The 21,708-nt window shown below is 45.0% G+C and carries 16 protein-coding genes; 10 read left to right on the top strand and 6 right to left on the bottom strand.

The annotated features are described in order from the left end of the window. Nucleotides 1-88: 88 nt before the first annotated feature. Nucleotides 89-892 carry a hypothetical protein gene (locus tag DXB58_RS16835; protein WP_117935654.1) on the bottom strand — a complete coding sequence of 268 codons (804 nt, stop codon included), beginning with the start codon at nt 890-892 and terminating at the stop codon, nt 89-91. Beyond that, the gene (locus tag DXB58_RS16830; protein WP_122137634.1) at nt 873-1,676 is read right to left on the bottom strand and encodes a metallophosphoesterase; all 804 of its coding nucleotides are present in this window, start codon (nt 1,674-1,676) and stop codon (nt 873-875) included. The genes DXB58_RS16835 and DXB58_RS16830 overlap by 20 nt, the downstream gene beginning before the upstream one ends. A 267-nt stretch (nt 1,677-1,943) precedes the next feature. Between DXB58_RS16830 and DXB58_RS16825 the strand changes: the two genes are divergently transcribed. Then, complete coding sequence (locus DXB58_RS16825; protein ID WP_122137619.1) at nt 1,944-2,618, top strand: ABC transporter ATP-binding protein; 675 nt, start codon at nt 1,944-1,946, stop codon at nt 2,616-2,618. An 18-nt stretch (nt 2,619-2,636) separates the two neighbouring features. Then, on the top strand, nt 2,637-4,955 hold the full coding sequence (locus DXB58_RS16820; RefSeq protein ID WP_122137618.1) for an ABC transporter permease: 2,319 nt from the start codon (nt 2,637-2,639) through the stop codon (nt 4,953-4,955). Nucleotides 4,956-4,994: 39 nt separating this feature from the next. On the opposite strand, the gene DXB58_RS16815 is transcribed toward DXB58_RS16820, so the two are convergent. Further along, nucleotides 4,995-6,359 (bottom strand): MATE family efflux transporter, encoded by a 1,365-nt coding sequence (locus DXB58_RS16815; protein ID WP_122137617.1) that lies wholly within the window; start codon nt 6,357-6,359, stop codon nt 4,995-4,997. Between the two features lie 150 nt (nt 6,360-6,509). Here DXB58_RS16815 and DXB58_RS16810 point away from each other — a divergent pair, with 150 nt between their 5' ends. The 3 genes from DXB58_RS16810 (at nt 6,510) to DXB58_RS16800 (ending at nt 9,391) form a co-directional block, all read left to right on the top strand. After that, complete coding sequence (locus DXB58_RS16810; protein WP_004325784.1) at nt 6,510-7,157, top strand: HAD family phosphatase; 648 nt, start codon at nt 6,510-6,512, stop codon at nt 7,155-7,157. A 245-nt stretch (nt 7,158-7,402) separates the two neighbouring features. Beyond that, nucleotides 7,403-8,224 carry a 3-methyl-2-oxobutanoate hydroxymethyltransferase gene (panB, locus tag DXB58_RS16805; protein WP_004295743.1) on the top strand — a complete coding sequence of 274 codons (822 nt, stop codon included), beginning with the start codon at nt 7,403-7,405 and terminating at the stop codon, nt 8,222-8,224. A 9-nt stretch (nt 8,225-8,233) separates the two neighbouring features. Next, complete coding sequence (locus DXB58_RS16800) at nt 8,234-9,391, top strand: MFS transporter (protein WP_122137616.1); 1,158 nt, start codon at nt 8,234-8,236, stop codon at nt 9,389-9,391. A 14-nt stretch (nt 9,392-9,405) separates the two neighbouring features. On the opposite strand, the gene DXB58_RS16795 is transcribed toward DXB58_RS16800, so the two are convergent. Next, complete coding sequence (locus DXB58_RS16795; protein ID WP_004325787.1) at nt 9,406-11,625, bottom strand: bifunctional (p)ppGpp synthetase/guanosine-3',5'-bis(diphosphate) 3'-pyrophosphohydrolase; 2,220 nt, start codon at nt 11,623-11,625, stop codon at nt 9,406-9,408. 106 nt (nt 11,626-11,731) lie between these two features. Between DXB58_RS16795 and DXB58_RS16790 the strand changes: the two genes are divergently transcribed. From DXB58_RS16790 to DXB58_RS16770, 5 genes are all read left to right on the top strand, one after another. Further along, nucleotides 11,732-13,249, top strand: coding sequence for a DUF4301 family protein (locus DXB58_RS16790; protein ID WP_099145898.1), 1,518 nt, complete (start codon nt 11,732-11,734; stop codon nt 13,247-13,249). A gap of 101 nt (nt 13,250-13,350) precedes the next feature. Next, nucleotides 13,351-13,974 (top strand): chloramphenicol acetyltransferase, encoded by a 624-nt coding sequence (locus DXB58_RS16785; protein ID WP_004303471.1) that lies wholly within the window; start codon nt 13,351-13,353, stop codon nt 13,972-13,974. A gap of 33 nt (nt 13,975-14,007) precedes the next feature. After that, nucleotides 14,008-15,402, top strand: a complete 1,395-nt coding sequence (locus tag DXB58_RS16780; protein WP_122137615.1) for an acyloxyacyl hydrolase — start codon at nt 14,008-14,010, stop codon at nt 15,400-15,402. Between the two features lie 281 nt (nt 15,403-15,683). Next, nucleotides 15,684-16,724, top strand: coding sequence for a linear amide C-N hydrolase (locus DXB58_RS16775; RefSeq protein WP_117935715.1), 1,041 nt, complete (start codon nt 15,684-15,686; stop codon nt 16,722-16,724). 329 nt (nt 16,725-17,053) lie between these two features. Further along, nucleotides 17,054-18,208, top strand: coding sequence for an acyltransferase (locus DXB58_RS16770; protein WP_122137614.1), 1,155 nt, complete (start codon nt 17,054-17,056; stop codon nt 18,206-18,208). 117 nt (nt 18,209-18,325) lie between these two features. Here the strand turns inward: DXB58_RS16770 and DXB58_RS16765 are convergent, their stop codons facing one another. Next, on the bottom strand, nt 18,326-19,222 hold the full coding sequence (locus DXB58_RS16765; protein WP_122137613.1) for a PD-(D/E)XK nuclease family transposase: 897 nt from the start codon (nt 19,220-19,222) through the stop codon (nt 18,326-18,328). 160 nt (nt 19,223-19,382) lie between these two features. Next, on the bottom strand, nt 19,383-21,665 hold the full coding sequence (locus tag DXB58_RS16760) for a PL29 family lyase N-terminal domain-containing protein (protein WP_122137612.1): 2,283 nt from the start codon (nt 21,663-21,665) through the stop codon (nt 19,383-19,385). Nucleotides 21,666-21,708 lie beyond the last annotated feature (43 nt).

Here is a 21,708-nt window from a genome sequence, read left to right as displayed (position 1 = left end):
GTTTGTAAAGCGCAAACTTACGAAAAAAGGATGTGATAATTCAAGAATCGTAATTCAAAATTGATTTTATACTCCTTGTGCCTCCAATCTATAACCACTGGAATTTCAATCCGAATGATAAACTAAGGTAATCACGTGGACGGAGATAACTATTGTTTACCGCACTAATCACATAAAGGTCACACGTACTTATTTCATAGAAAAAGGTTACAGACTTGGCCATAAATCTGCGTTGCGGGTCAATATCATAGGTCAGGCGTTGCCCCATAAAGACATGGAAACGCACTTTGCTTGAGAAACCATAATACCCCTTCGGATAACGTTCCGGCTCGTTCACCCAGAACTGATTTCCAAATACGGTATTCACATAAAGACCACAGGCAAGAGGCTCTGTCGAGAATCCTTTTCCAATATTAATGCTCCAGGGCATATAGTTCTGCTTGAGCGTCATGGTCACTTTTGCTTTCTTCGAAGAATATTTCGGGATGAATCCGAGCAATACATCCGTTTCCCACTGATTACGCTTTCCATAATCCCATCCTGTACCGAAAGAGAGTAATCCCATATTTCCGGCATATTGTATTTTGGAATGAGTCGGGATAATCCGCTCCCAGTTTCTGCGGAAACGGTGAACCCGATTGTCATAGCGGGTATGTTTGGTGCGCTTCGGTGTGGCAGGCAACACGGAGTCCGCTTTGATAATGGTGAATGAAGACTCCCCGGTGCGAAAGGTGATAATTGAATCATCCTTGATGATAAAATGGAGCGAATTATCCTTGTAGTTGTTGATAATCGTATCCCTCTTGCAGGTAGCAGACATCAGACCGGGAAGCAGGAGAAGCACAGACAGTACTCCTGCGCGTAAGATATAATTAGTATTTAACCAGCTCATATTCGTATTTTTCCGGAGTTATTGTAAATACCAGATAAGTACGGTAATCCATACAATCACTGGTAACATAATGTATTCCATCATCAAAAATCACATCGTCCTGATGGTGATGGGTGTGGGCGGCCGTGCAGAACTGTATTCCTGCATATTGTTTGACATAGTGTTGGAATACTTTTGCCACATTATCATTGAACACATCCGTATAGGGACGCGCGTGCATACAAATAACCGTCTTTTCAAACTCATCCCGTCTGCTCGTCAGTTCATTTTCCATAAAGGTAAAGTCCGGTACAGGTTCGGAGTAATCATACTCCAAAGCGTTGGTATTCAGGCAGACAAACTTCACATTTCCTGCGATGAAAGAGAAGTTTGTGGGGCCGAATACAGCCTTGTAGGTTTCCGCTCCCGTGCCCAGACAGTCATGATTTCCGATCAGAGCCACATAAGGCACATGAAGTCCGTTCATGATATCCCTTTGCCAAAGAAATTCCTTGGTCAGTCCGAAGTCACTCATATCCCCTCCATGGATGACGAAGTCAATATCATTCCGTTGATTGATCGCTTTTACAAAATCTTCCGTTTCGTCATACCATCGTTGTGAGTCGCCCATTGTCACGAACCGTATCGTAGTTTTACCCTGGCAATTCGCTTCTATTCTTTCGATGTTGTGTGCGTTGACCTCTGTTTCTCCGCTGATGCGGACGTCATACGGATGATAGTCTATCATACCGCATCCCGAAAGGAACAAGCACGAAAACAGTGCATATAAATTCTTCCTCTTCATCATTACTTTAATAGTTTAGAAAACTGGATGCAAAGATAAAGTTTTCTTCCGGGATGGACAATCTCTCCATGGATAATAGAGACTGTTGGAACAATTTAAAGGAGAAATGGAATAGTCCCCCGGTTGTCTAAAAATTAGACGGTACTGTCTAATTTTTAGACAATATTCAGAAAGGTTGAAATGATAAACAACTGATAATGAATTGTTATTCTTTTTTGGCATGCTTTCTGCATTCTTGAAAATAGAAGAACATAAAATAAAAAGATTATGATTGAAATAAACAACATCAGTAAAGTATTCCGTACTTCCGAAGTAGAGACAGTTGCCTTGAATCACGTAAACCTTGAAGTAAAAGAGGGAGAGTTTGTAGCCATTATGGGTCCCTCCGGTTGTGGTAAATCCACTTTGTTGAACATTCTGGGTTTGCTCGATAACCCCACCGAAGGTTCCTACCGCTTGATGGGTGAAGAAGTGGGCGGATTGAAAGAGAAAGAACGTACCCATGTGCGTAAGGGCAAACTCGGATTCGTATTCCAGAGCTTTAACCTGATCGACGAGCTGAATGTTTACGAGAATGTAGAACTTCCTCTGACATACCTGGGCTTTAAAGCATCCGAACGCCGCCGCATGGTAGAAGACATTCTGAAACGGATGAACATCAGCCATCGTGCCAAACACTTTCCGCAACAACTTTCCGGTGGTCAGCAACAACGTGTCGCCATTGCCCGTGCCGTAGTGACCAATCCGAAACTGATTCTCGCCGATGAGCCGACCGGTAACCTCGACTCAAAGAATGGGGCAGAAGTGATGAACCTGTTGACCGAGCTGAATAAAGAAGGAACAACCATCATCATGGTGACACACTCACAACATGACGCATCCTTTGCCCATCGTACAGTTCATTTGTTCGACGGAAGTGTAGTAGCCAGTGTGATAGTATAAACCTGATTAGAAGTGGATATGAGACAAATCTATTATAGTATACGTACATTACTGCATGAGCGTACTTTGAATATTGTAAGAGTGCTCTCCCTTTCTTTAGGACTAACAGTTGGCATCTTGCTTTTCTCGCAAATAGCTTTTGAGATGAGCTATGAGAAATGTTACCCGGAAGCGGAGAATCTGATAATGGCGAGAATAGCGTCGCATAATATGACGACCGGCGAAGTGCAGGGCGATGACGGAATGAATTATGACTATACCGTCTGCGATCCGGTAGCTTTTACTCTGGCGCAGGATATGCCTGAAGAAATAGAGTCGGCCACCTGCGTACTTCCTTTCCAGTTTTATCATATTTATAAGGAAGACAAACTGCTGTCAAAAGCAAATTATATGATGGTCGATACCTGTTTCTTTGAAACGATGGGTATACCGGTACTAAAAGGGAATGCGAAAGATCTGATTATCTCGAATAGCGTATTTGTTTCAGAACATTTTGCCCGTGAAACATTCGGTAGCACAGACCCTATTGGGAAAACCCTTTCGGCCGACAAGCAGTTGGAGCTGACAATTCGCGGCGTCTATAAAGACATACCCGAAAATTCGATGCTCTCCCGTGACTTTGTAATTACCGTTCACAGGGATGGCCGCTATGCGAGTGGTAACGGTTGGAATGGGAATGATGTTTTTTATGCCTTTGCACGCTTGCGTCATGCGTCGGATATAGACAAGGTGAACAGCAAAATCCAACAGGTAATGGCCAAATACAGCCCCTTGCAATGGGATGACTGGAAGTTGGAATACAGCGTTGTTCCTCTTTCGAAACGCCATCTGGATTCTGCCGATACCCAGAAACGTTTGATGATATTCGGCTTCCTCGGCTTTTCAGTGTTTTTTGTAGCCATCATGAATTATATGTTGATTTCAATAGCCACTATCAGTCGTCGTGCAAAAAGCGTAGGAGTGCATAAATGCAGTGGAGCCAGTTCCGGAAACATCTTTGGCATGTTTCTGGCAGAAACCGGAGTATTGGTTCTACTATCCGTCCTGTTTAGCTTCCTGTTGATAATCAACATGGGCGAATTGATCGAAGATCTGCTGGGAACCAGCCTTGCCTCACTGTTTGCCTGGGACATCATTTGGATACCCTTGCTCACTGTAGTAGTCCTTTTCCTCCTGGCAGGAGGCATACCGGGAAAACTGTTCTCACGTATTCCCGTCACGCAGGTATTCCGGCACTATACAGATGGAAAAAGAGGATGGAAACGTTCATTACTATTTGTCCAGTTCACGGGTACCTCCTTTGTACTCGGACTATTGCTGGTTACCCTGTTACAATATTCTCACCTGATGAATGGAGATATGGGAATCAAGATTCCGGGACTGGTAGAAGCTGAAACTTGGATGTCAGGCGAAACAGTAGAACATATAAAAGACGAGTTGCTCCGCCAACCGATGGTGGACGGGGTATCAGCATCCACACACAGCGTACTGGGAGAGTACTGGACACGTGGATTGATAGGTAACGACGGCAAACGCATTGCCACCCTTAATTTCAATATGTGCGACTATGATTATCCGAATGTGATGGGAATCAGAATAACAGAAGGCACCACCATCAAGAAAAAAGGCGATCTATTGGTAAATAAAGAACTCGTCCGTTTGATGAAATGGACCGATGGTGCCGTAGGAAAATCAGTGAGTGGGGTAGAAGGTACTATCGTAGGAGTGTTTGATGATATTCGTAATAGAAGTTTCTATTCCAGTCAGTCTCCTATCGTATTGATTGCCGATAAAGAATCGGCCAATCACACCATCAATGTCCGTCTAAAAGAACCCTATGACGAGAACCTGAAACGCTTGAACGAATGTGTGGCAAAAACATTCCCGAATGTAGCCCTGAACTTCAATTCAGTAGACAGCATGATCCGCGAAGGCTATAAGAGCGTATACCGTTTCCGTAACGCAGTCTGGATTTCGTCCTGCTTCATCCTGCTTATTGTCATCACAGGATTGATTGGTTATGTGAATGGAGAAACTCAACGTCGCAGCAAGGAAATAGCCATACGCAAAGTGAATGGGGCAGAAGCCTCCGGCATCCTGAAACTATTGATATACGACATTCTGAATATCTCCGTAATCTCTGTGTTGATAGGTACTGCCGCTTCCTATTTTACAGGCCAAATATGGCTGGAACAGTTTAGCGAACGAATTGATATGGATCTGTTACTTTTTATAGGAATAGCCCTGCTGGTACTATTGGTTATCGTGGCTTGCGTGGTAGTGAAAGCCTGGCACGTTGCCAATGAAAACCCCGTAAAGAGCATCAAAGCAGAATAAAGAATAAAAACCAACAGGCGGAGTAAAGCAGTTAATGCTTTATTCCGCTACCGTTTCCGGATGTTGTTTAGACACTTTCTTAATGTAAATCATCAGACTGACAACCGCCGTAATAAACGCCAATGCATCCGATACCGGCATACTAATCCAGATACCTTCCAATCCCCACCAATTGGGAAAGAGTAGCAAGCAAGGCAAAAGATAAAGCAACTGCCGCGTCAGCGAAAGGAAAATACTTATTTTAGCCTTCCCGATACTTTGGAAGAAGTTACCAATCACAATCTGCGCCCCTACAAACGGGAACATCAATACAGCCAGCCGGATACCGTTTACGGCCAAATCAATCAATTCATCGCTATCCGTGAAAAGAGCCGACACAGCATGAGGGAAGAACTCGCAGATAATAAACCCGCTACTGGTAATCACAACCCCGGAGATAATCCCCAGTCTTAATGTCTGTTTCACACGATCTATCTTCTGCGCTCCGAAGTTATACCCCACAATAGGCTGCATACCCATCGTCAGACCTAACACAATCATCACATAAAGCGTCAGCAAACGGTTAATGATCCCATAAGCACCAATCGCCATATCACCCCCGTAATTTTGCAGACTGTTATTGATGATAATCACAATGGCACACGCACACACATTCATCAGGAAAGGAGACATACCGATGGCGAAGATACTCTCCACAATCCTCCGTTTCATCTTCCAGATATTCCCCTCAAAATGTACCGTACTGTCTTTCTTGACAAAGTGGCTCACCACCCATACCATACCGATCAACTGCGAAATCACCGTTGCCGTAGCAGCCCCCCTCATTCCCCATTCAAAGTGGAAAATAAAGATAGGAGCGAGGATAATGTTCGCCACCACCGTCACCATCGAAGTCAACATCGCCTTTTTCGGGTATCCGGTAGCACGCATCACGTTGTTCAACCCAATCATCGTATAAGTGATAGGAGTACCCAATAAGATCACCTGCATAAAGCTCCGTGCATAAGGAAGCGTCTCGTTACTGGCCCCGAAGAAAACCAATATATCATCCAGGAAGATGAAAGACAAAATACCAAAGAAGAACGAATTAGTGATACAGAGCATCAACGTGTGTGACAAGATTTCCGTAGCCCCCTTCATGTCCTTTTGCCCCAGACGGATAGACGCCAGCGTAGAACCGCCCGCCGATACCAATGTACAGAAAGCCACCACCAGATTCATCAGCGGAAAGCTGATGGCTAGTCCGGCAATCGCCATTGGGCCTACACCATGTCCGATGAAGATACTATCAATAATATTATAGATAGAAGTAATCGTCATTCCGATAATTGCAGGAATGGAATATTGTAACAGCAATTTGCCGATACTTTCTTTGCCTAAGATATGTGGGTCGTTCTTGCTCATGCGCTAGTAGATTTTGTTGGATAAAAACGTATGTTACGTTTTTTTTAGCTTTGCAAAGGTACGAATTATTTGCCTGATTCGATGATTATTCGGAACTTTGCAACGACGGATACACAAGGTTTAACGTTTAGGTAAAAAGAAAGTTTATATATGAATACAACGAAAACGATTGCGGCACTCTTCGATTTTGATGGTGTCATTATGGATACAGAAACGCAGTACACAGTCTTCTGGGACGAGCAGGGACGGAAATATCTGAATGAAGAAGATTTCGGCCGCCGGATTAAGGGACAGACATTATTGCAAATCTATGAAAAGTATTTCTCGGACCAACCCGAAGCCCAGCTTGAAATAAGCGCCGAACTCTACGTTTACGAGCAAAAGATGTCCTACGAATACATCCCCGGAGTAGAAGCCTTTATAGCCGATCTTCGCCGTAACGGTGCAAAGATAGCCGTAGTCACCAGCTCCAACGAAGAGAAGATGGCTAACGTCTACAATGCCCACCCCGAATTTAAAGGAATGGTAGACCGCATCCTGACCGGAGAGATGTTTGCCCGTTCCAAACCGGCTCCCGACTGCTTCCTGCTCGGGATGGAAATCTTTGAAGCCACCCCCGAAAACACCTACGTCTTTGAAGATTCTTTCCACGGCCTGCAAGCCGGAATGACTTCCGGGGCAACAGTGATCGGACTTGCCACCACCAATACACGTGAAGCCATCACTGGCAAAGCACATTATATAATAGACGACTTCACCGGCATGACCTACGACAAGCTCCTGACCCTGCATCGTTAAGAGAAAGAATAAATCCGAAACGCATTATTGCACTTGATAAATCGCTTCCTTATATTGTTAAGGAGCTTTTATTATACCTCACAGAATCCTTCCAACCGCCTCCCCAGCTATCCAAGCGAGGTGTTTGAAAGGATTTTTTGCATTTCCTTCTCTGTTATGAATTAAATGTTATAACTTTGCCGCGATTTTTGAAGGCGCTTGACGTCGTTTTAATTTTTAATCATTAATTTTTAATTTAAAAAGACATGGCTGGTTATATATCAGATGACTCAAGAAAGGTGACTACTCATCGCCTGGTTGAAATGAAACAGAGAGGTGAAAAAATATCTATGCTGACTGCTTATGATTACACAATGGCACAGATTGTAGACGGTGCGGGAATGGACGTAATCCTGGTAGGCGACTCCGCTTCCAATGTAATGGCAGGTAATGTGACAACACTTCCTATCACACTCGACCAAATGATCTATCATGCCAAATCCGTGGTACGCGGCGTGAAACGTGCGATGGTAGTGGTTGATATGCCTTTCGGATCCTATCAGGGCAACGAGATGGAAGGACTTGCTTCAGCCATCCGTATCATGAAAGAAAGCCACGCTGACGCTTTGAAGCTCGAAGGTGGTGAAGAAATCATAGACACGGTGAGACGCATCGTATGCGCTGGCATTCCGGTAATGGGACATCTGGGACTCATGCCTCAATCCATCAATAAATACGGCACCTATACCGTGCGTGCCAAAGACGACGCCGAAGCCGAAAAACTGATTCGCGACGCCCATCTATTAGAAGAAGCAGGCTGTTTTGCCATTGTACTCGAAAAGATTCCCGCAACCCTTGCCGAACGCGTAGCATCCGAACTGACCATACCTATTATCGGTATCGGTGCCGGTGGCCACGTAGACGGTCAAGTATTGGTGATTCAGGACATGCTTGGCATGAACAACGGATTCCGTCCGCGTTTCTTGCGTCGTTATGCTGACTTGTACACGGTGATGACCGATGCCATCAGCCGTTACGTTTCTGACGTGAAGAATTGCTACTTCCCCAACGAGAAGGAACAATATTAAATATAGTATATGGCAGTTAAATTGTGGACAGTTCATTTTATGCGGATATGTGTAGCTAATTTGCTGTTGTTTATATCCTTGTATGTGTTATTTCCGGTGCTTTCCGTAGAGATGGCCGACCGTCTCGGAGTGCCGGCTGCACAGACAGGAGTAATCTTTCTCTTTTTCACCTTGGGGATGTTCCTCATCGGTCCTTTCCATGCCTATCTGGTAGATGCATACAAGCGTAAGTACGTCTGTATGTTTGCTGCTGCCCTGATGGTAGTGGCGACCATCGGATACGCCTTTGTTACCAACCTCACAGAACTAATTCTGTTGAGCACCGTGCAAGGGCTTGCCTTTGGCATAGGCACAACAGCCGGCATCACATTGGCCATCGACATCACCAACTCCACACTGCGCAGTGCGGGAAACGTCAGTTTCTCCTGGATGGCACGTATGGGAATGATCGCAGGCATTATCCTCGGAGTATGGCTTTATCAAAGCCAATCCTTCCAAACCCTGCTCACTGTATCTGTCATAACCGGAGCTGTCGGAATCCTCATGTTATCAGGAGTCTACGTACCTTTCCGTGCGCCGATTGTCACCAAACTCTATTCCTTCGACCGCTTCCTATTGCTTCGTGGATGGGTTCCTGCCATCAATCTGATCCTGATAACCTTCATTCCGGGACTGCTGGTTCCCATGGTACACCCTTTCCTAAACGATTTCGTACTCGGAAACACAGGAATCCCCGTACCGTTCTTTGTAGGAACAGCCCTCGGATACATCGTTTCCCTGTTCTTTGCACGTCTGTTTTTCCTGAAAGAGAAAACACTGCGGCTGGTCATTATAGGACTCGGATTGGAAATCGTAGCCATCTCCCTACTGAATACAGACATCTCCATAGGCATTTCCTCCGTACTCTTAGGACTGGGCTTAGGCTTTATCCTGCCGGAATTTCTGGTGATGTTCGTAAAGCTATCCCACCATTGCCAACGCGGAACAGCCAACACCACCCATCTGCTGGCAACCGAAATCGGCATTTCCCTGGGAATCGCTACCGCCTGCTACATGGAATTGGATACAGATAAGATGCTACATACCGGACAGATAGTAGCATCCATTGCTTTACTCTTCTTTGTATTGATTACCTATCCTTATTATATAAAGAAGAAAGTAAGATAGGAGAGTAGCCGGAATTAATTCCGGCTAACTTGTTTTACTCCCTTTATAGTACGTAATTTCTTGATAAGAGCCTCCAAACGTCCCGTATCACCCACCATGACCGTCAGTGTTCCGGAGAACAAACCGTCGTTCGAGTCAATACCGATGGAGCGCAGCGTGATACCATTCTCTTTGGATATAATAGAAGTGATATTAGTCACGATACCAATATCATCATGCCCTACAACCCGCAGCGTGATAGGATATTGCGTACCTACCGATTTCCCCGCCCAACGAGCCTTCACAATACGATAACCGAAACGTTCGCGCATCTGATTGGCATTCGGACAGTCCGCCCGGTGTATCTTGATACCACCGCTTACCGTAACGAAACCAAACACATCATCCCCGTAAATCGGATTACAACATTTAGCCAACTTGAATTCCAACCCTTTCAGATTCTGATCGATTACCAGAACATCTTCCTTAGACGTCGTTTCCTCTTGTTGCGCAGCCTGCAAGTTATACCCTTCGGCACTGCGATACACAATTTCATCGTGCGTATCACTGTCCCGCTTCTGTTGCTCCACATACTTATCCAGAATCTCGTTAACGTCCAGTCCACCGTCGGCAATCCGCTGATAAAACTCCGTCACATTCTTGAAGCCCAAACGCTTGATGAGGCGCATCATGGTCGCTTCATCATATTCCAACTTACGATTCTTGAATTTCCGTTCCAGCGTCTCCTTGGCAAAAGCGTGCTGGCGTGCCACCATCTCTTTGAGAGCCTGCCTTATCTTGGTGCGCGCTTTGGAAGTCGTCACGATGTTCAGCCAGTCCTGCTTCGGCGTCTGGGTGTTTGAAGTCATGATCTCCACTTGGTCGCCGCTGTTCAGTTTCTGTTTGAGCTGCACATTCTTGCCGTTCACTTTCGCGCCGATACACTTGCATCCCAACTTACTATGGATATGGAAAGCAAAATCCAATACCGTAGCCCCTTTGGCGAGCTTGAACAAATCCCCCTTGGGCGTGAAGACAAACACTTCATCCTCGTAGAGATCCATCTTAAACTGATCCATCACTTTCAGTGAATCGTTGTCTGCATTCTCCAACGCCTCCCGCACAGAAGTCAACCACTCGTCCAGACCCGTTTCACCCTTGATACCTTTATATCTCCAGTGAGCAGCCAATCCGCGTTCCGCGATCTCGTCCATGCGGCGGGTACGTATCTGCACTTCCACCCATTTCCCTTCCGGGCCCATCACAGTGATGTGCAACGACTCGTAACCATTGCTTTTCGGGATAGAGAGCCAGTCGCGCAGACGCTTCGGGTTCGGCTGGTACATATCCGTAACAATCGAATAAACCTGCCAGCATTCCTGCTTCTCCTTAGCCGGGTCCGGCTCCGAATCGAGGATGATACGGATTGCGAACAAGTCATAAATCCCCTCAAAAGACGTTTTCTGCTTCTGAATCTTGTTCCATATCGAATGAATCGACTTGGTACGCCCCTTGATGTCGAACTTCAATCCCGCTTCCGACACCTTCCTCTGGATCGGTTCGATAAAAGCAGCGATATACTTGTCGCGGGACGCCTTCGTCTCGTTCAGCTTATCCTTGATAAAATAATACGTTTCCTTCTGCGTATATTTGAGAGACAAATCCTCCAGTTCCGATTTCAGCTTATACAATCCCAGCTTATGCGCCAGCGGAGCATACAGGTAAGCAGCCTCGTTTGCTACCTTGAGCCGGTCCTCCTCGTTGCCCGTATCTTTGATTTTGCGCATCACGTTCACACGATCCGCAATCATAATCAGGATCACACGCATATCCTCCGCAAAAGAAAGCAGCAGATTACGGAAGTTTTCCGACTCGATAGCCGGACTCTTCGCATACAGCTCGTTCGTTTTCACCAATCCCTTGATGATACTTGCTACGTCATCCCCATATTCGGCGTTCACCTCGTCGATAGACAATACATGCCCCTTCACGATTTCGTGCAACATGATACCGATCAGGCACGAACCTTTCATACCGATTTCCTCGGCAACGATCACTGCCGTTTGTAAATCTCTGATGACGGGATTCATCCCGAAGTTATTGCGTTGCAGACCGTTACACTGGGCCGCTTTGATAAGATGTCTCTTTAACTTTAGGCAATCCTTCCAGGAAATGCTATCTCCTGCAGATTGCAACAAATGCCGGTAGAGTGAAAAAAGCTCCTTTTTTTCCTCCGATGTAAAAAAGTCGTCCATATTCAATCTTGTTAATTCGATGTAAAATTAGTTTTTTTCCCGGTTATTCGGCAAGAAGTAAATAACATTTTGTATTTTTGGGCATCAATTAATAAAATTAGATATTATGATAACGACACAGGACAAAGAGTTGCTTGCCAAGAAAGGCATCACGGAAGAGCAAATTGTAGAACAATTAGCATGCTTCCAGACGGGTTTCCCCTTTTTGAAGCTGGATGCGGCAGCCTCCATCGAAAAGGGAATATTAGCTCCCGATGCAGAAGAACAGAAGGCTTATCTGGCCGCCTGGGATGCATATACCAACACAGATAAGACTGTTGTGAAGTTCGTGCCCGCCTCCGGTGCAGCGAGTCGTATGTTCAAGAACCTGTTCGAGTTCCTGTCTGCCGACTATGACCGACCGACTACCAAGTTCGAACAGACATTCTTCGACGGAATCAAGAATTTTGCTTTCTATGATGACCTGAATGTAGCCTGCCAGCGTATCGACGGAAAAGATATTCCCGGACTGATCGAAGACGGCAACTATAAAGCAGTGGTATCCGCCCTGCTCGAAACAGCCGGACTGAATTACGGCGCACTACCGAAAGGTCTGCTCAAATTCCATAAGTATCCCGAAGGTTCACGCACGCCGATGGAAGAACATCTCGCCGAAGGAGCCTTGTATGCTGCCGGAAAGAGCGGTAAAGTAAACGTGCACTTCACGGTATCTACCGAACACCGTGAACTCTTCAAGAAGCTGGTAGCCGAAAAGGTAGACGAATTTTCCAAACGCTATGGAGTAGACTATTACATCACCTTCTCCGAACAAAAGCCGAGTACCGACACGATTGCCGCCGACATGGACAACCAACCTTTCCGTGACAACGGCAAACTGCTGTTCCGTCCCGGTGGCCACGGCGCACTGATCGAGAACCTGAACGACCTCGATGCAGACATTATCTTCATCAAGAACATCGACAACGTAGTGCCCGACAGACTGAAAGCCGACACCGTTACTTATAAGAAACTGATTGCCGGAGTGCTCGTGACTTTGCAAAAACAAGTATTCGAATACCTTACCCTGCTCGACAGCGGTAAATACACCCACGACCAGATGATGGAAATGCTTCAATTCCTGCAAAAGAAACTCTTCTGCAAGAATCCGGAGACGAAAGACCTCGAAGATTCCGTACTCGCCATCTACCTGAAAAACAAGTTCAACCGCCCGATGCGCGTCTGCGGAATGGTGAAGAACGTAGGCGAACCCGGTGGCGGCCCGTTCCTTGCTTACAACAGCGACGGAACCATCTCCCTGCAAATCCTCGAAAGCTCACAGATCGACATGGACGATCCGGAGAAGAAAGAAATGTTCGAGAAAGGCACACACTTCAATCCGGTAGACCTCGTATGCGCCGTGCGCGATTATAAAGGACATAAGTTCGACCTGGTGAAGTATGTAGATAAAGCAACAGGCTTCATCTCCTACAAATCGAAGAACGGCAAAGACCTGAAAGCTCTCGAACTTCCCGGCTTGTGGAACGGAGCGATGAGCGACTGGAATACCGTCTTTGTAGAAGTGCCACTTTCCACTTTCAATCCGGTAAAAACAGTGAACGACTTGTTGCGTGAGCAACATCAGTAAAGAGTCTGAATTTAGAAACGCAGATTACCGCAAAGGAAATAGGCTAAATCTGCGATAATTTGCGTTAATCTGCATTTCTCAAATAAAAAAGAGTGTTTAGAATGAATCAGATAGAGAAGATCATCGATATTGCTACTTGGAACAGAAGAGAACATTACGAACATTTCAGTGCTTTTGACGATCCGTTTTTCGGAGTGACCGTTCAGGTAGACTGTACGCGCGCGTATCAGGAAGCCAAAACCAAAGGCATATCCTTTTCCCTGTTAGTCCTCCACCGGATAACGACTGCCGCTGCTGCGGTAGAAGAATTCCGTTATCGCATCGAAGGCGATAAGGTGGTGTGCTATGACAGCCTTCTGCCCGAAGCCACCGTAGGCCGTGACGACCATACCTTTTCTTTTGCCGCCTTTGAATATGATCCGGACGAACTTGTCTTTATCCGCCGGGCAAAAGCCGAAATGGAACGTTTGCAAGCCACTACGGGACTCAACAAAGGAGGCACTTTCCATCCCAATGCCATTCATTATTCGGCAGTGCCGTGGCTCTCATTCACCGACATGAAGCACCCCACCAATATGCGTTCGGGCGACAGCGTTCCCAAAATCTCCACCGGAAAGTACTTCCGTGACGGAGAAAGACTGATGATGCCCGTTTCCGTAACCTGCCATCATGGGTTGATGGACGGCTATCATGTGGCACAGTTTATTGAGAAGCTCCATTTGTAACTTCCGTTCTGAAAAGACAAACCAGACTATTATATGAGAGTAAAGATACCCAGATGGGAAATCGCCGTAATCTGTTCCGCTTTGCTTTTCCCCGGCACTTCGCTTAGTGCGCAGGAGGTAGGGCAGGAAGAGAAAGAGGTGAAGGAAATGCGGCAAGACGTAGAACAGCTCCAGCAGGACGTCCGCCAACTTCGTGAAGAAGTGCGGAGATTGCAGGAAGAAATTCATGGCTTCCGGCACAACAGCTTCCCGCAATGCGGAGCCGACACCGTAGCTCCCTACGTTCCCCACCATTTCATTCACCGGTTGGGGATAGAGGCGCGGCCGCAATACGTGTTCCCCACCAATCCTTTCCTGCAAGGCGAGAACGAACGGTGGAAACCCATCCAGAGTTCATTTGCCGCTCATCTGAAATACTCTTTCAAGTTTCGTCCCAACACCTGTGCCGACCGCATCTATGGCGGAGCTTATCAAGGTTTCGGCTTGGCCTTCACCACCTTTGGCGACAAAAAGCAGCTGGGTGATCCGATGACGTTCTACGTCTTTCAAGGTGCACGCATTGCCCGTTTCCATCCCCGCCTTTCGCTCAATTACGAGTGGAACTTCGGTATCTCTACCGGATGGAAACCTTATGACAACGATTACAACTCCTACAACGGAGCCGTAGGCTCACGGGTGAATGCCTACCTCAATGCAGGTATCTACCTTAACTGGTCGCTTTCCCGTTATTTCGACTTTATCATCGGTGGAGACTTCACGCATTTCTCCAACGGCAACACCAAGTTTCCCAATGCAGGTGTCAACACCACCGGAGCGAAAATCGGACTGGTGTACAACTTCAACCGGGAAGAAGCCGACCTCACTAAATCATTGGTTCATCCCTATGTTCCCCGTTTTCCGCGACACATCAGTTATGACCTTGTGTTGTTCGGCTCGTGGCGTCGCAAAGGCGTCTATGTAGGCGAGAAACAGATTGCATCACCGGGCAGCTATCCCGTAGCGGGATTCAACTTTGCTCCGATGTACAATCTCAACTATAAGTTGCGCTTCGGAGTTTCGCTGGATGGTGTCTATGACGGTAGTGCCAATGTGTACACCGAAGATGCGCTGGTGGAGTACGATGCAGGCAGCGGTTCCTCCCGTCGTAGATTTCTCGTGCCGGGCATTCAGAATCAGCTTGCGCTGGGACTTTCCGGACGGGCAGAATACGTGATGCCGTTTTTTACCATCGGTGTCGGCTTGGGAACGAATGTGCTAGGACGTGGCGATTTGCGCGGACTGTATCAGGTCTTTGCGTTGAAGATCAACGTCACCCGGAGTTCATTCCTCCACATCGGCTACAATCTTCAGGATTTCCAGACCCCTAATTATCTGATGCTCGGTCTTGGTTTCCGTTTTAATAATAAATATCCTAAAGTACGTCATTAACCTTAAAGAATAAGGTCGTATCTACTCAAACATGATACTATTTGATTCTTTTTTTTACATACTTATATATAAGAAAAATGCATTTTTACTTGGCTTGATTACGGTGAAATAAATTGTAAAAAATAGAAAGTGCAATTTGAGATTGTTTAGTGAATTAGATAATAATTTAATAGCAAAACTTTTAGCAAACTTTTTATTATTATTGAAAACTTTTTTTTCATTTAATTGTTTATGCAATCTATATCAGTTTGATGATTGTTTATTTAATCTATTTAAGTTATATGAAAAAGGAAGTGTTATTCATTGTTGCGCTTATATTTATTAGTGCCTTGAAATCGGAAGCTTGTACGCGAGCTGTATATGTAGGAGAAGATAATACTGTAGTTACTGGACGCACTATGGACTGGAATGAGAACATGCACAGTAACATTTGGTTATTCCCTCGTGGAATGAAACGGGATGGAGAAGTGGGAGGAAACTCTTTAAAATGGAAATCGAAGTATGGTAGTATTGTTACTTCTGCCTATGAATTTTCGAGTACTGATGGTATAAATGAAAAAGGTCTAGTTGCCAATTTATTGTGGCTTCCAGAGTCTCAATATGAAGATAGAGATAAAAATAAGCCGGGATTAACTATAGCTGCATGGACACAATATTTTCTCGATAATTTTGCTACTGTCGATGAAGCTGTGGCTGAAGTACAGCGTGGAAATTTCCAACTGGTTTCTGACATGATGCCTGATGGCTCGCGAATGGCAACCTTACATCTTGCTATATCGGATGCAACAGGAGACAATGCTATATTTGAGTTTATAGATAATAAAATGAATATCTATCATGGCAAAGAGTATGTTGTGATGACAAACTCGCCTGCTTATCCTCTACAATTGTCACTGAACGATTACTGGAAGTCTGTGGGAGGGCTTGCATTTTTACCTGGAACTAATAAGTCTCCAGACAGATTTGCAAGAGCAAGCTTTTATATTGGTGTTCTGCCTAAAACAGCCGACCAACAGATAGCTGTAGCCAGTGTTTTCAGTGTAATGAGAAATGTGTCGGTTCCTTATGGCATTTCAGTGCCTGGAAGTCCTGAAATATCTACAACTCAATGGAGGACAGTGTCAGATAGCAAAAACCTAGTTTATTTTTTCGAATCTGCTATTACTCCCAACACTTTTTGGGTAAACCTAAAAGATGCTAATTTTTCCGAAGGTGCTCCTGTTAAAAAATTGTCTATATCAGAGGGACAGATTTATAGTGGTAATACCATAAAAGATTTTAAAGAGTCGTCTCCATTTAAATTTTTACGTGTAGGTGATTGAAAAATTCTATCTATTTTTATTATTTGATACGCGGAATCGATAGATCTCCGCGTATTTTTTTGCAAACAGATTATATTCATTTTAGATATTTACTCTACTTACTCATCTTTTGTATGTGTTATAGATAGTCGTCTTTACATACAACTCCTATATTAGGATATATACCTTAAATAACTCTGATGTTTTTGGAAGCTAATTTTGTTTGTGTACTTAGTTGGAATGTGCTAAAGATAGAAATTTACATTTTTTTTGCTTTAAAGCAAAGAAACTTCGTAATGCAAACCGTATCTTTGCCCTCTGAAAATACTAACTTACTAATAGAAAAACAAATGTCGAACATTCCTGCTTCAGCCTTTTCAGACACCAAGGCGCATTATGATCTTCTTGACGGACTTCGCGGTGTGGCGGCTCTTATGGTGATATGGTATCACGTATTCGAGGGCTTCGCTTTTGCCAGTAATAGTGCTATTGAAACTCTGAATCACGGATATTTAGCCGTGGATTTCTTTTTTATCCTTTCGGGTTTTGTGATCGGTTACGCTTACGACGACCGTTGGGGTAAGAGTCTCACCATGAAAGATTTCTTTAAACGCCGATTGATACGTCTTCATCCTATGGTTGTTCTGGGGGCTGTTCTGGGGGCTATCACGTTCTGCATTCAGGGTTCTGTGCAATGGGATGGAACGCACGTTGCCATATCCATGGTGATGTTGTCTCTTCTTTGCACGATATTTTTCATTCCTGCTATGCCGGGTGCGGGCTATGAGGTTCGTGGCAATGGCGAGATGTTTCCGCTGAACGGGCCATGCTGGTCGTTGTTTTTCGAGTATATAGGCAATATCCTTTATGCGTTGTTCATTCGCCGTCTGTCTAATAAAGCGTTGGCTGTGATGGTGGTATTGCTGGGAGTGGCGTTGACGTTGTTCGCCATCTTCGATGTCTCCACTTATGGAAACATTGGGGTAGGATGGACGTTGGATGGTGTAAACTTTCTGGGCGGATCATTGAGAATGCTTTTCCCTTTCTCTTTGGGTATGCTTTTATCCCGTAACTTCAAACCAGTGAAAGTGAAAGGTGCTTTCTGGATATGTACCCTTGTATTGATTGCCCTGTTTTCCGTTCCTTATTTGGAGGGTGCAGAGCCGGTTTGTATGAACGGTGTATATGAAGCGTTTTGCATTGTCGTCGCTTTCCCTATCCTTGTGTGGCTGGGTGCGTCGGGAAGTACGACGGATAAGCGGTCAACGCAGATATGTAAGTTCTTGGGAGATATATCTTATCCGATCTACGTGATACACTATCCGTTGATGTATCTGTTCTATGCATGGCTGATTAAGAATCAACTCTATACGCTGGGCGAGACTTGGCAGGTGGCTTTATGTGTTTACGCATTGTGCATTGTACTGGCTTATCTAAGCTTGAAATTCTATGATGAACCTTTACGTAAGTATTTGGCAAAGCGTTTCTTGAGCAAGAAACGATAGGTAGTAGTTTTTTTATAGAGAAAGTCCCGTTTTGTTGCAAGACAAAACGGGACTTTTATTTTTCTGATATGTATTCCTGTTTTCCTCCAAGGAGGTACTAATCGTAATAAGTCGATTTTATAGCTTTTCTATTTCTTCTTTTGAAAGTCCGGTGCCTTGAATAATCATTTCAATAGTAAGCCCCATTTCTTTGAATTTACGGGCTATTTCAATCTGTTTGTTCTTTTCGCCTTCAGCTAATCCTTCCAATCTTCCTTCCAATTTACCTTCCAACTTTCCCTCCAATTTAGCTCCGTCCAGCACATCATTCTGAATCATGATGGCATTGAGGTGCTCATCATAATCATAGCGTTCTTTGGCAGTCATATTATGGTAAATGAGCTTCTGCCGGGCTTCCGCAAGTCCGGGAGCTTTCGTATCGGGACGGATACGGCCTGTTTTCAGGTAGTCTATCCACTCTTCGAGGGGAGTGACAGCTGCTTTGTCGAATTCATTCACACGAATCAGATAATATTCGGGGAAAACCTCACTGGGCAGTTTGCTCACGATGGCATCTTTTTCTTTGGTGCTGACAAGCAACTGGTCGCCCGTATGTACACCCAAGAAAGTATTCTGACCGTGATATAGATAATCACTTCCTATACCGATGTCGAAATAAAGAATACTAATGGAGTAGATTTTCTTCACTTCGTAGTAGCGTTCTCCCAATGAGATATGCTCGGTGATTGCTTTGGCAACTCCATACAGGATGCGTTCCAGATAATACAATTCGCGTGTATTCTGGATTTCTACGATAATGATTTCACCTTTACTATTTTTAGCTTTGATATCTACACGGTTGAATTTATCTTCAATAGTCTGCTGGTTGCTTTCACTTTCCAGTAGCTCGATGATTTTCACATTCTCGTTCAGTAGTACTGTGAGAAGTCCCTCGAGCACACCGAAATTGGCTTTCTGTCTTAAAAGCCTCTTGATTGCCCAATCAAATCTTATATAACGGTCAGTTGTTTCCATCTCTTGATTTTATATTATGAACCTATCGCAAAGGTAATCATTATTTCTGTTACCCAATAGGTTAAGAGTGACGTTTTTTCTTGCTTTGAGAGGAATAAAAAATAAGCTGGAACTTTTTAAGGTTCCAGCTTACTATATATAAAGATGTGATACGTGCCGCTTATGGTTTTTTCTCAATCATCCCTGTCGTAGCGTTGAACTGATACTCACGGTCAGCATCGGCTGCCTGCCATGCGTCGTTCATAGCTTTGATTTGGTCGGCGCTGGGAGTATCACCGCTGAATGCTTCACAATTCTCAACATTTCCAGTTGATGTACCACTTATTCCGTCTATTGCTTTCCAGTAACAGTATTTGGCTTTTTGAGGGGAAGCTGCGATTCCGCCTTTGTTGGCTCTGTCGCCTGTAGCAGTGATAGTATTAGCTGCACTCCAACAGGTCGTAATTTCCCTGCATGAACCTACAATTCCTCCGACTTGGTTGTTGCCCACAATACTTGCAGTGTTAAAGCAGCCAATAATAATGCGGTCATTTGTGCCAGCAATGCCACCTGTGAAGCTATTTGTTTCATTATTTGTGATTGCTCCGCTGTTACTACATGCAATGATTGTTCCACCACCGAAACCTACAATACCTCCTACATATTGGCCTTTGTTAATCAGTGCTGCTGTATTGTGACAATTCACTATTTGGGTGTCTATTACATATCCTATGATACTACCTAAGCTAGGAGCCTTACATTCGTTAATGTTTCCTTTGAAACTAAGATTTTGAATGGTGGCTCCCTTTCCAAACCCAAAGATACCTACAAATATTTTTGTAGCCTCCATCGTAAGTGTACCACTTATGCTATAGCCTGCTCCATCGAAATTTCCAAAAAAATACTTTTCCTCATTTCCGATGGGACTCCATTCCATTGTTCCGAGGTCGATGTTGTCAAGTAGTTTGTAATATTTCCTATTCCAACTGTCTGATTGGTCTCCATTTACACGAGTAGCTAGTAATACAAGTTGTTCTTTATTCTTAATGGTATAGGCTTTATCCCAGCTAGAGCCGTCGATACCTGGCTCTCCTTCGTTTTCAAAGCCGGGACCAGTCGTTACTTTCACCTTGCAAGTAGCAGTGAAATTACCATCTTCGGTAGTTACCGTAATAGTAGTTTCGCCTTTGGCAACACCCGTTACTGTGCCGTCGGAAGCAATTGTAGCAACTTCAGGATTACTGCTCGTCCAAGTAACGTCCTTGTTGGTTGCAGTAGCAGGAGTGAAAATCGGTTCCAGCTTGATCGTGCCACCCTTGGTCACGGACTGATCTGTAAGAGTAACACTCTCTACATTGATCTCCGTAGTATATACGATAACACGAGTTGCAGAATGTTCCGTTCCATCTTTACCAACAACAGTTACTTTCAGCAACGCAAATTCGCCCTCTTCAATTCCGACTGGCAGTGTAAAAGTTACCTTAGCGTTCATATCAATCGTCTTATCTTCTTTGAATGTCGGGCTGGTAAGCTCTACACCCCAGGGGGTAGAAGCCGCACGAGTGGTAGCTTTTACAATGGCTACTTCCATTCCTTTGCTGCTGGTCAGTTCGGCTTTGATAGCGGCATAATCACCCTCTTTTACGTTAAGCGCCAGTGTGAGTTCATGCTTTTCGCTGTTCACTTTGAATTCGTCGAACTTGTCGAATATCTTCATTTCACTTGCCATTGGCAGGGTAAATGTTGCACCGTCTTCACCTGCAAGAGTAAAGGTTACCGTGCCTTTGGTTTTGTCTACCGTTACACCGTCTGCGGCAAATACGGCATCGCCTTGTGCACCGTCTGCTCCGGCAGCACCTGTTGAACCTGTTTCCCCCTTGTCGCCTTTATCACCTGTAGCCTGTACTTTCTTTCCGCTGTTCAACAGCCATTCGCCGTTTACTTTCCAATAAACTTTGCCGTCGGTGTCTGTAGCTACGCTCAACACAGGGGAAGTTCCGGCTACTCCTGCGCTTCCGTCCGCCCCTTTATCGCCAGTGGTGCGAATCTTGTTGTTGTTGGCGTCGAGCATCCAAGTGGCGGCAGCGGTACCTATCTTTACCGTCCAGTAGTATTCTCCTTCGAATTTGTCTACTCCGATAACAGGAGTCACGCCGTCCGTTCCTTTGGCTCCATCCTTGCCGTTGTAGATGGTGATGGATTCGCCTTTGCTGAAATGGATAGTGTAACCATTGGTCACGGGCGAAACTCCTGTCACGTAGTCGTTCGCTTCCAGTGCAGTGACCAACTCTTGCAGGGCGCTGATTTGCCCATTGACGGTGGTGCACCACGTTTCCAACTTTTCCACTCTTGACTGAAGATCGCTAATGTCCTGCTTCAATTCGGTGTCGTCATAGTCTTTTGAACAACCGAATACTGCCATTGCCGTAACCAGTAGTAAGGCGTAATGTCTGAATTTCTTCATTGTTTTGTTGCTTTAGTTAATAATTTGAGTACGTCCCGTTACT

Source organism: Bacteroides sp. OM05-10AA (assembly GCF_003439055.1).
GTDB lineage: Bacteria > Bacteroidota > Bacteroidia > Bacteroidales > Bacteroidaceae > Bacteroides > Bacteroides intestinigallinarum.
The sequence above is the reverse complement of the archived record's forward strand: the minus strand, read 5'-3'. Positions and strand labels throughout refer to the sequence as shown.

What these genes read in the sequence shown, in the direction of transcription:
- DXB58_RS16820 (WP_122137618.1), top strand. Translation starts at nt 2,637, where the DNA reads ATGAGACAAATCTATTATAGTATACGTACATTACTGCATGAGCGTACT.
- DXB58_RS16780 (WP_122137615.1), top strand. Translation starts at nt 14,008, where the DNA reads ATGAGAGTAAAGATACCCAGATGGGAAATCGCCGTAATCTGTTCCGCT.
- DXB58_RS16830 (WP_122137634.1), bottom strand. Translation starts at nt 1,676, where the DNA reads ATGAAGAGGAAGAATTTATATGCACTGTTTTCGTGCTTGTTCCTTTCG.
- DXB58_RS16785 (WP_004303471.1), top strand. Translation starts at nt 13,351, where the DNA reads ATGAATCAGATAGAGAAGATCATCGATATTGCTACTTGGAACAGAAGA.
- DXB58_RS16790 (WP_099145898.1), top strand. Translation starts at nt 11,732, where the DNA reads ATGATAACGACACAGGACAAAGAGTTGCTTGCCAAGAAAGGCATCACG.
- DXB58_RS16760 (WP_122137612.1), bottom strand. Translation starts at nt 21,665, where the DNA reads ATGAAGAAATTCAGACATTACGCCTTACTACTGGTTACGGCAATGGCA.
- DXB58_RS16765 (WP_122137613.1), bottom strand. Translation starts at nt 19,222, where the DNA reads ATGGAAACAACTGACCGTTATATAAGATTTGATTGGGCAATCAAGAGG.
- DXB58_RS16835 (WP_117935654.1), bottom strand. Translation starts at nt 892, where the DNA reads ATGAGCTGGTTAAATACTAATTATATCTTACGCGCAGGAGTACTGTCT.
- DXB58_RS16795 (WP_004325787.1), bottom strand. Translation starts at nt 11,625, where the DNA reads ATGGACGACTTTTTTACATCGGAGGAAAAAAAGGAGCTTTTTTCACTC.
- DXB58_RS16825 (WP_122137619.1), top strand. Translation starts at nt 1,944, where the DNA reads ATGATTGAAATAAACAACATCAGTAAAGTATTCCGTACTTCCGAAGTA.
- DXB58_RS16815 (WP_122137617.1), bottom strand. Translation starts at nt 6,359, where the DNA reads ATGAGCAAGAACGACCCACATATCTTAGGCAAAGAAAGTATCGGCAAA.
- DXB58_RS16810 (WP_004325784.1), top strand. Translation starts at nt 6,510, where the DNA reads ATGAATACAACGAAAACGATTGCGGCACTCTTCGATTTTGATGGTGTC.
- DXB58_RS16800 (WP_122137616.1), top strand. Translation starts at nt 8,234, where the DNA reads ATGGCAGTTAAATTGTGGACAGTTCATTTTATGCGGATATGTGTAGCT.
- DXB58_RS16775 (WP_117935715.1), top strand. Translation starts at nt 15,684, where the DNA reads ATGAAAAAGGAAGTGTTATTCATTGTTGCGCTTATATTTATTAGTGCC.
- panB (WP_004295743.1), top strand. Translation starts at nt 7,403, where the DNA reads ATGGCTGGTTATATATCAGATGACTCAAGAAAGGTGACTACTCATCGC.
- DXB58_RS16770 (WP_122137614.1), top strand. Translation starts at nt 17,054, where the DNA reads ATGTCGAACATTCCTGCTTCAGCCTTTTCAGACACCAAGGCGCATTAT.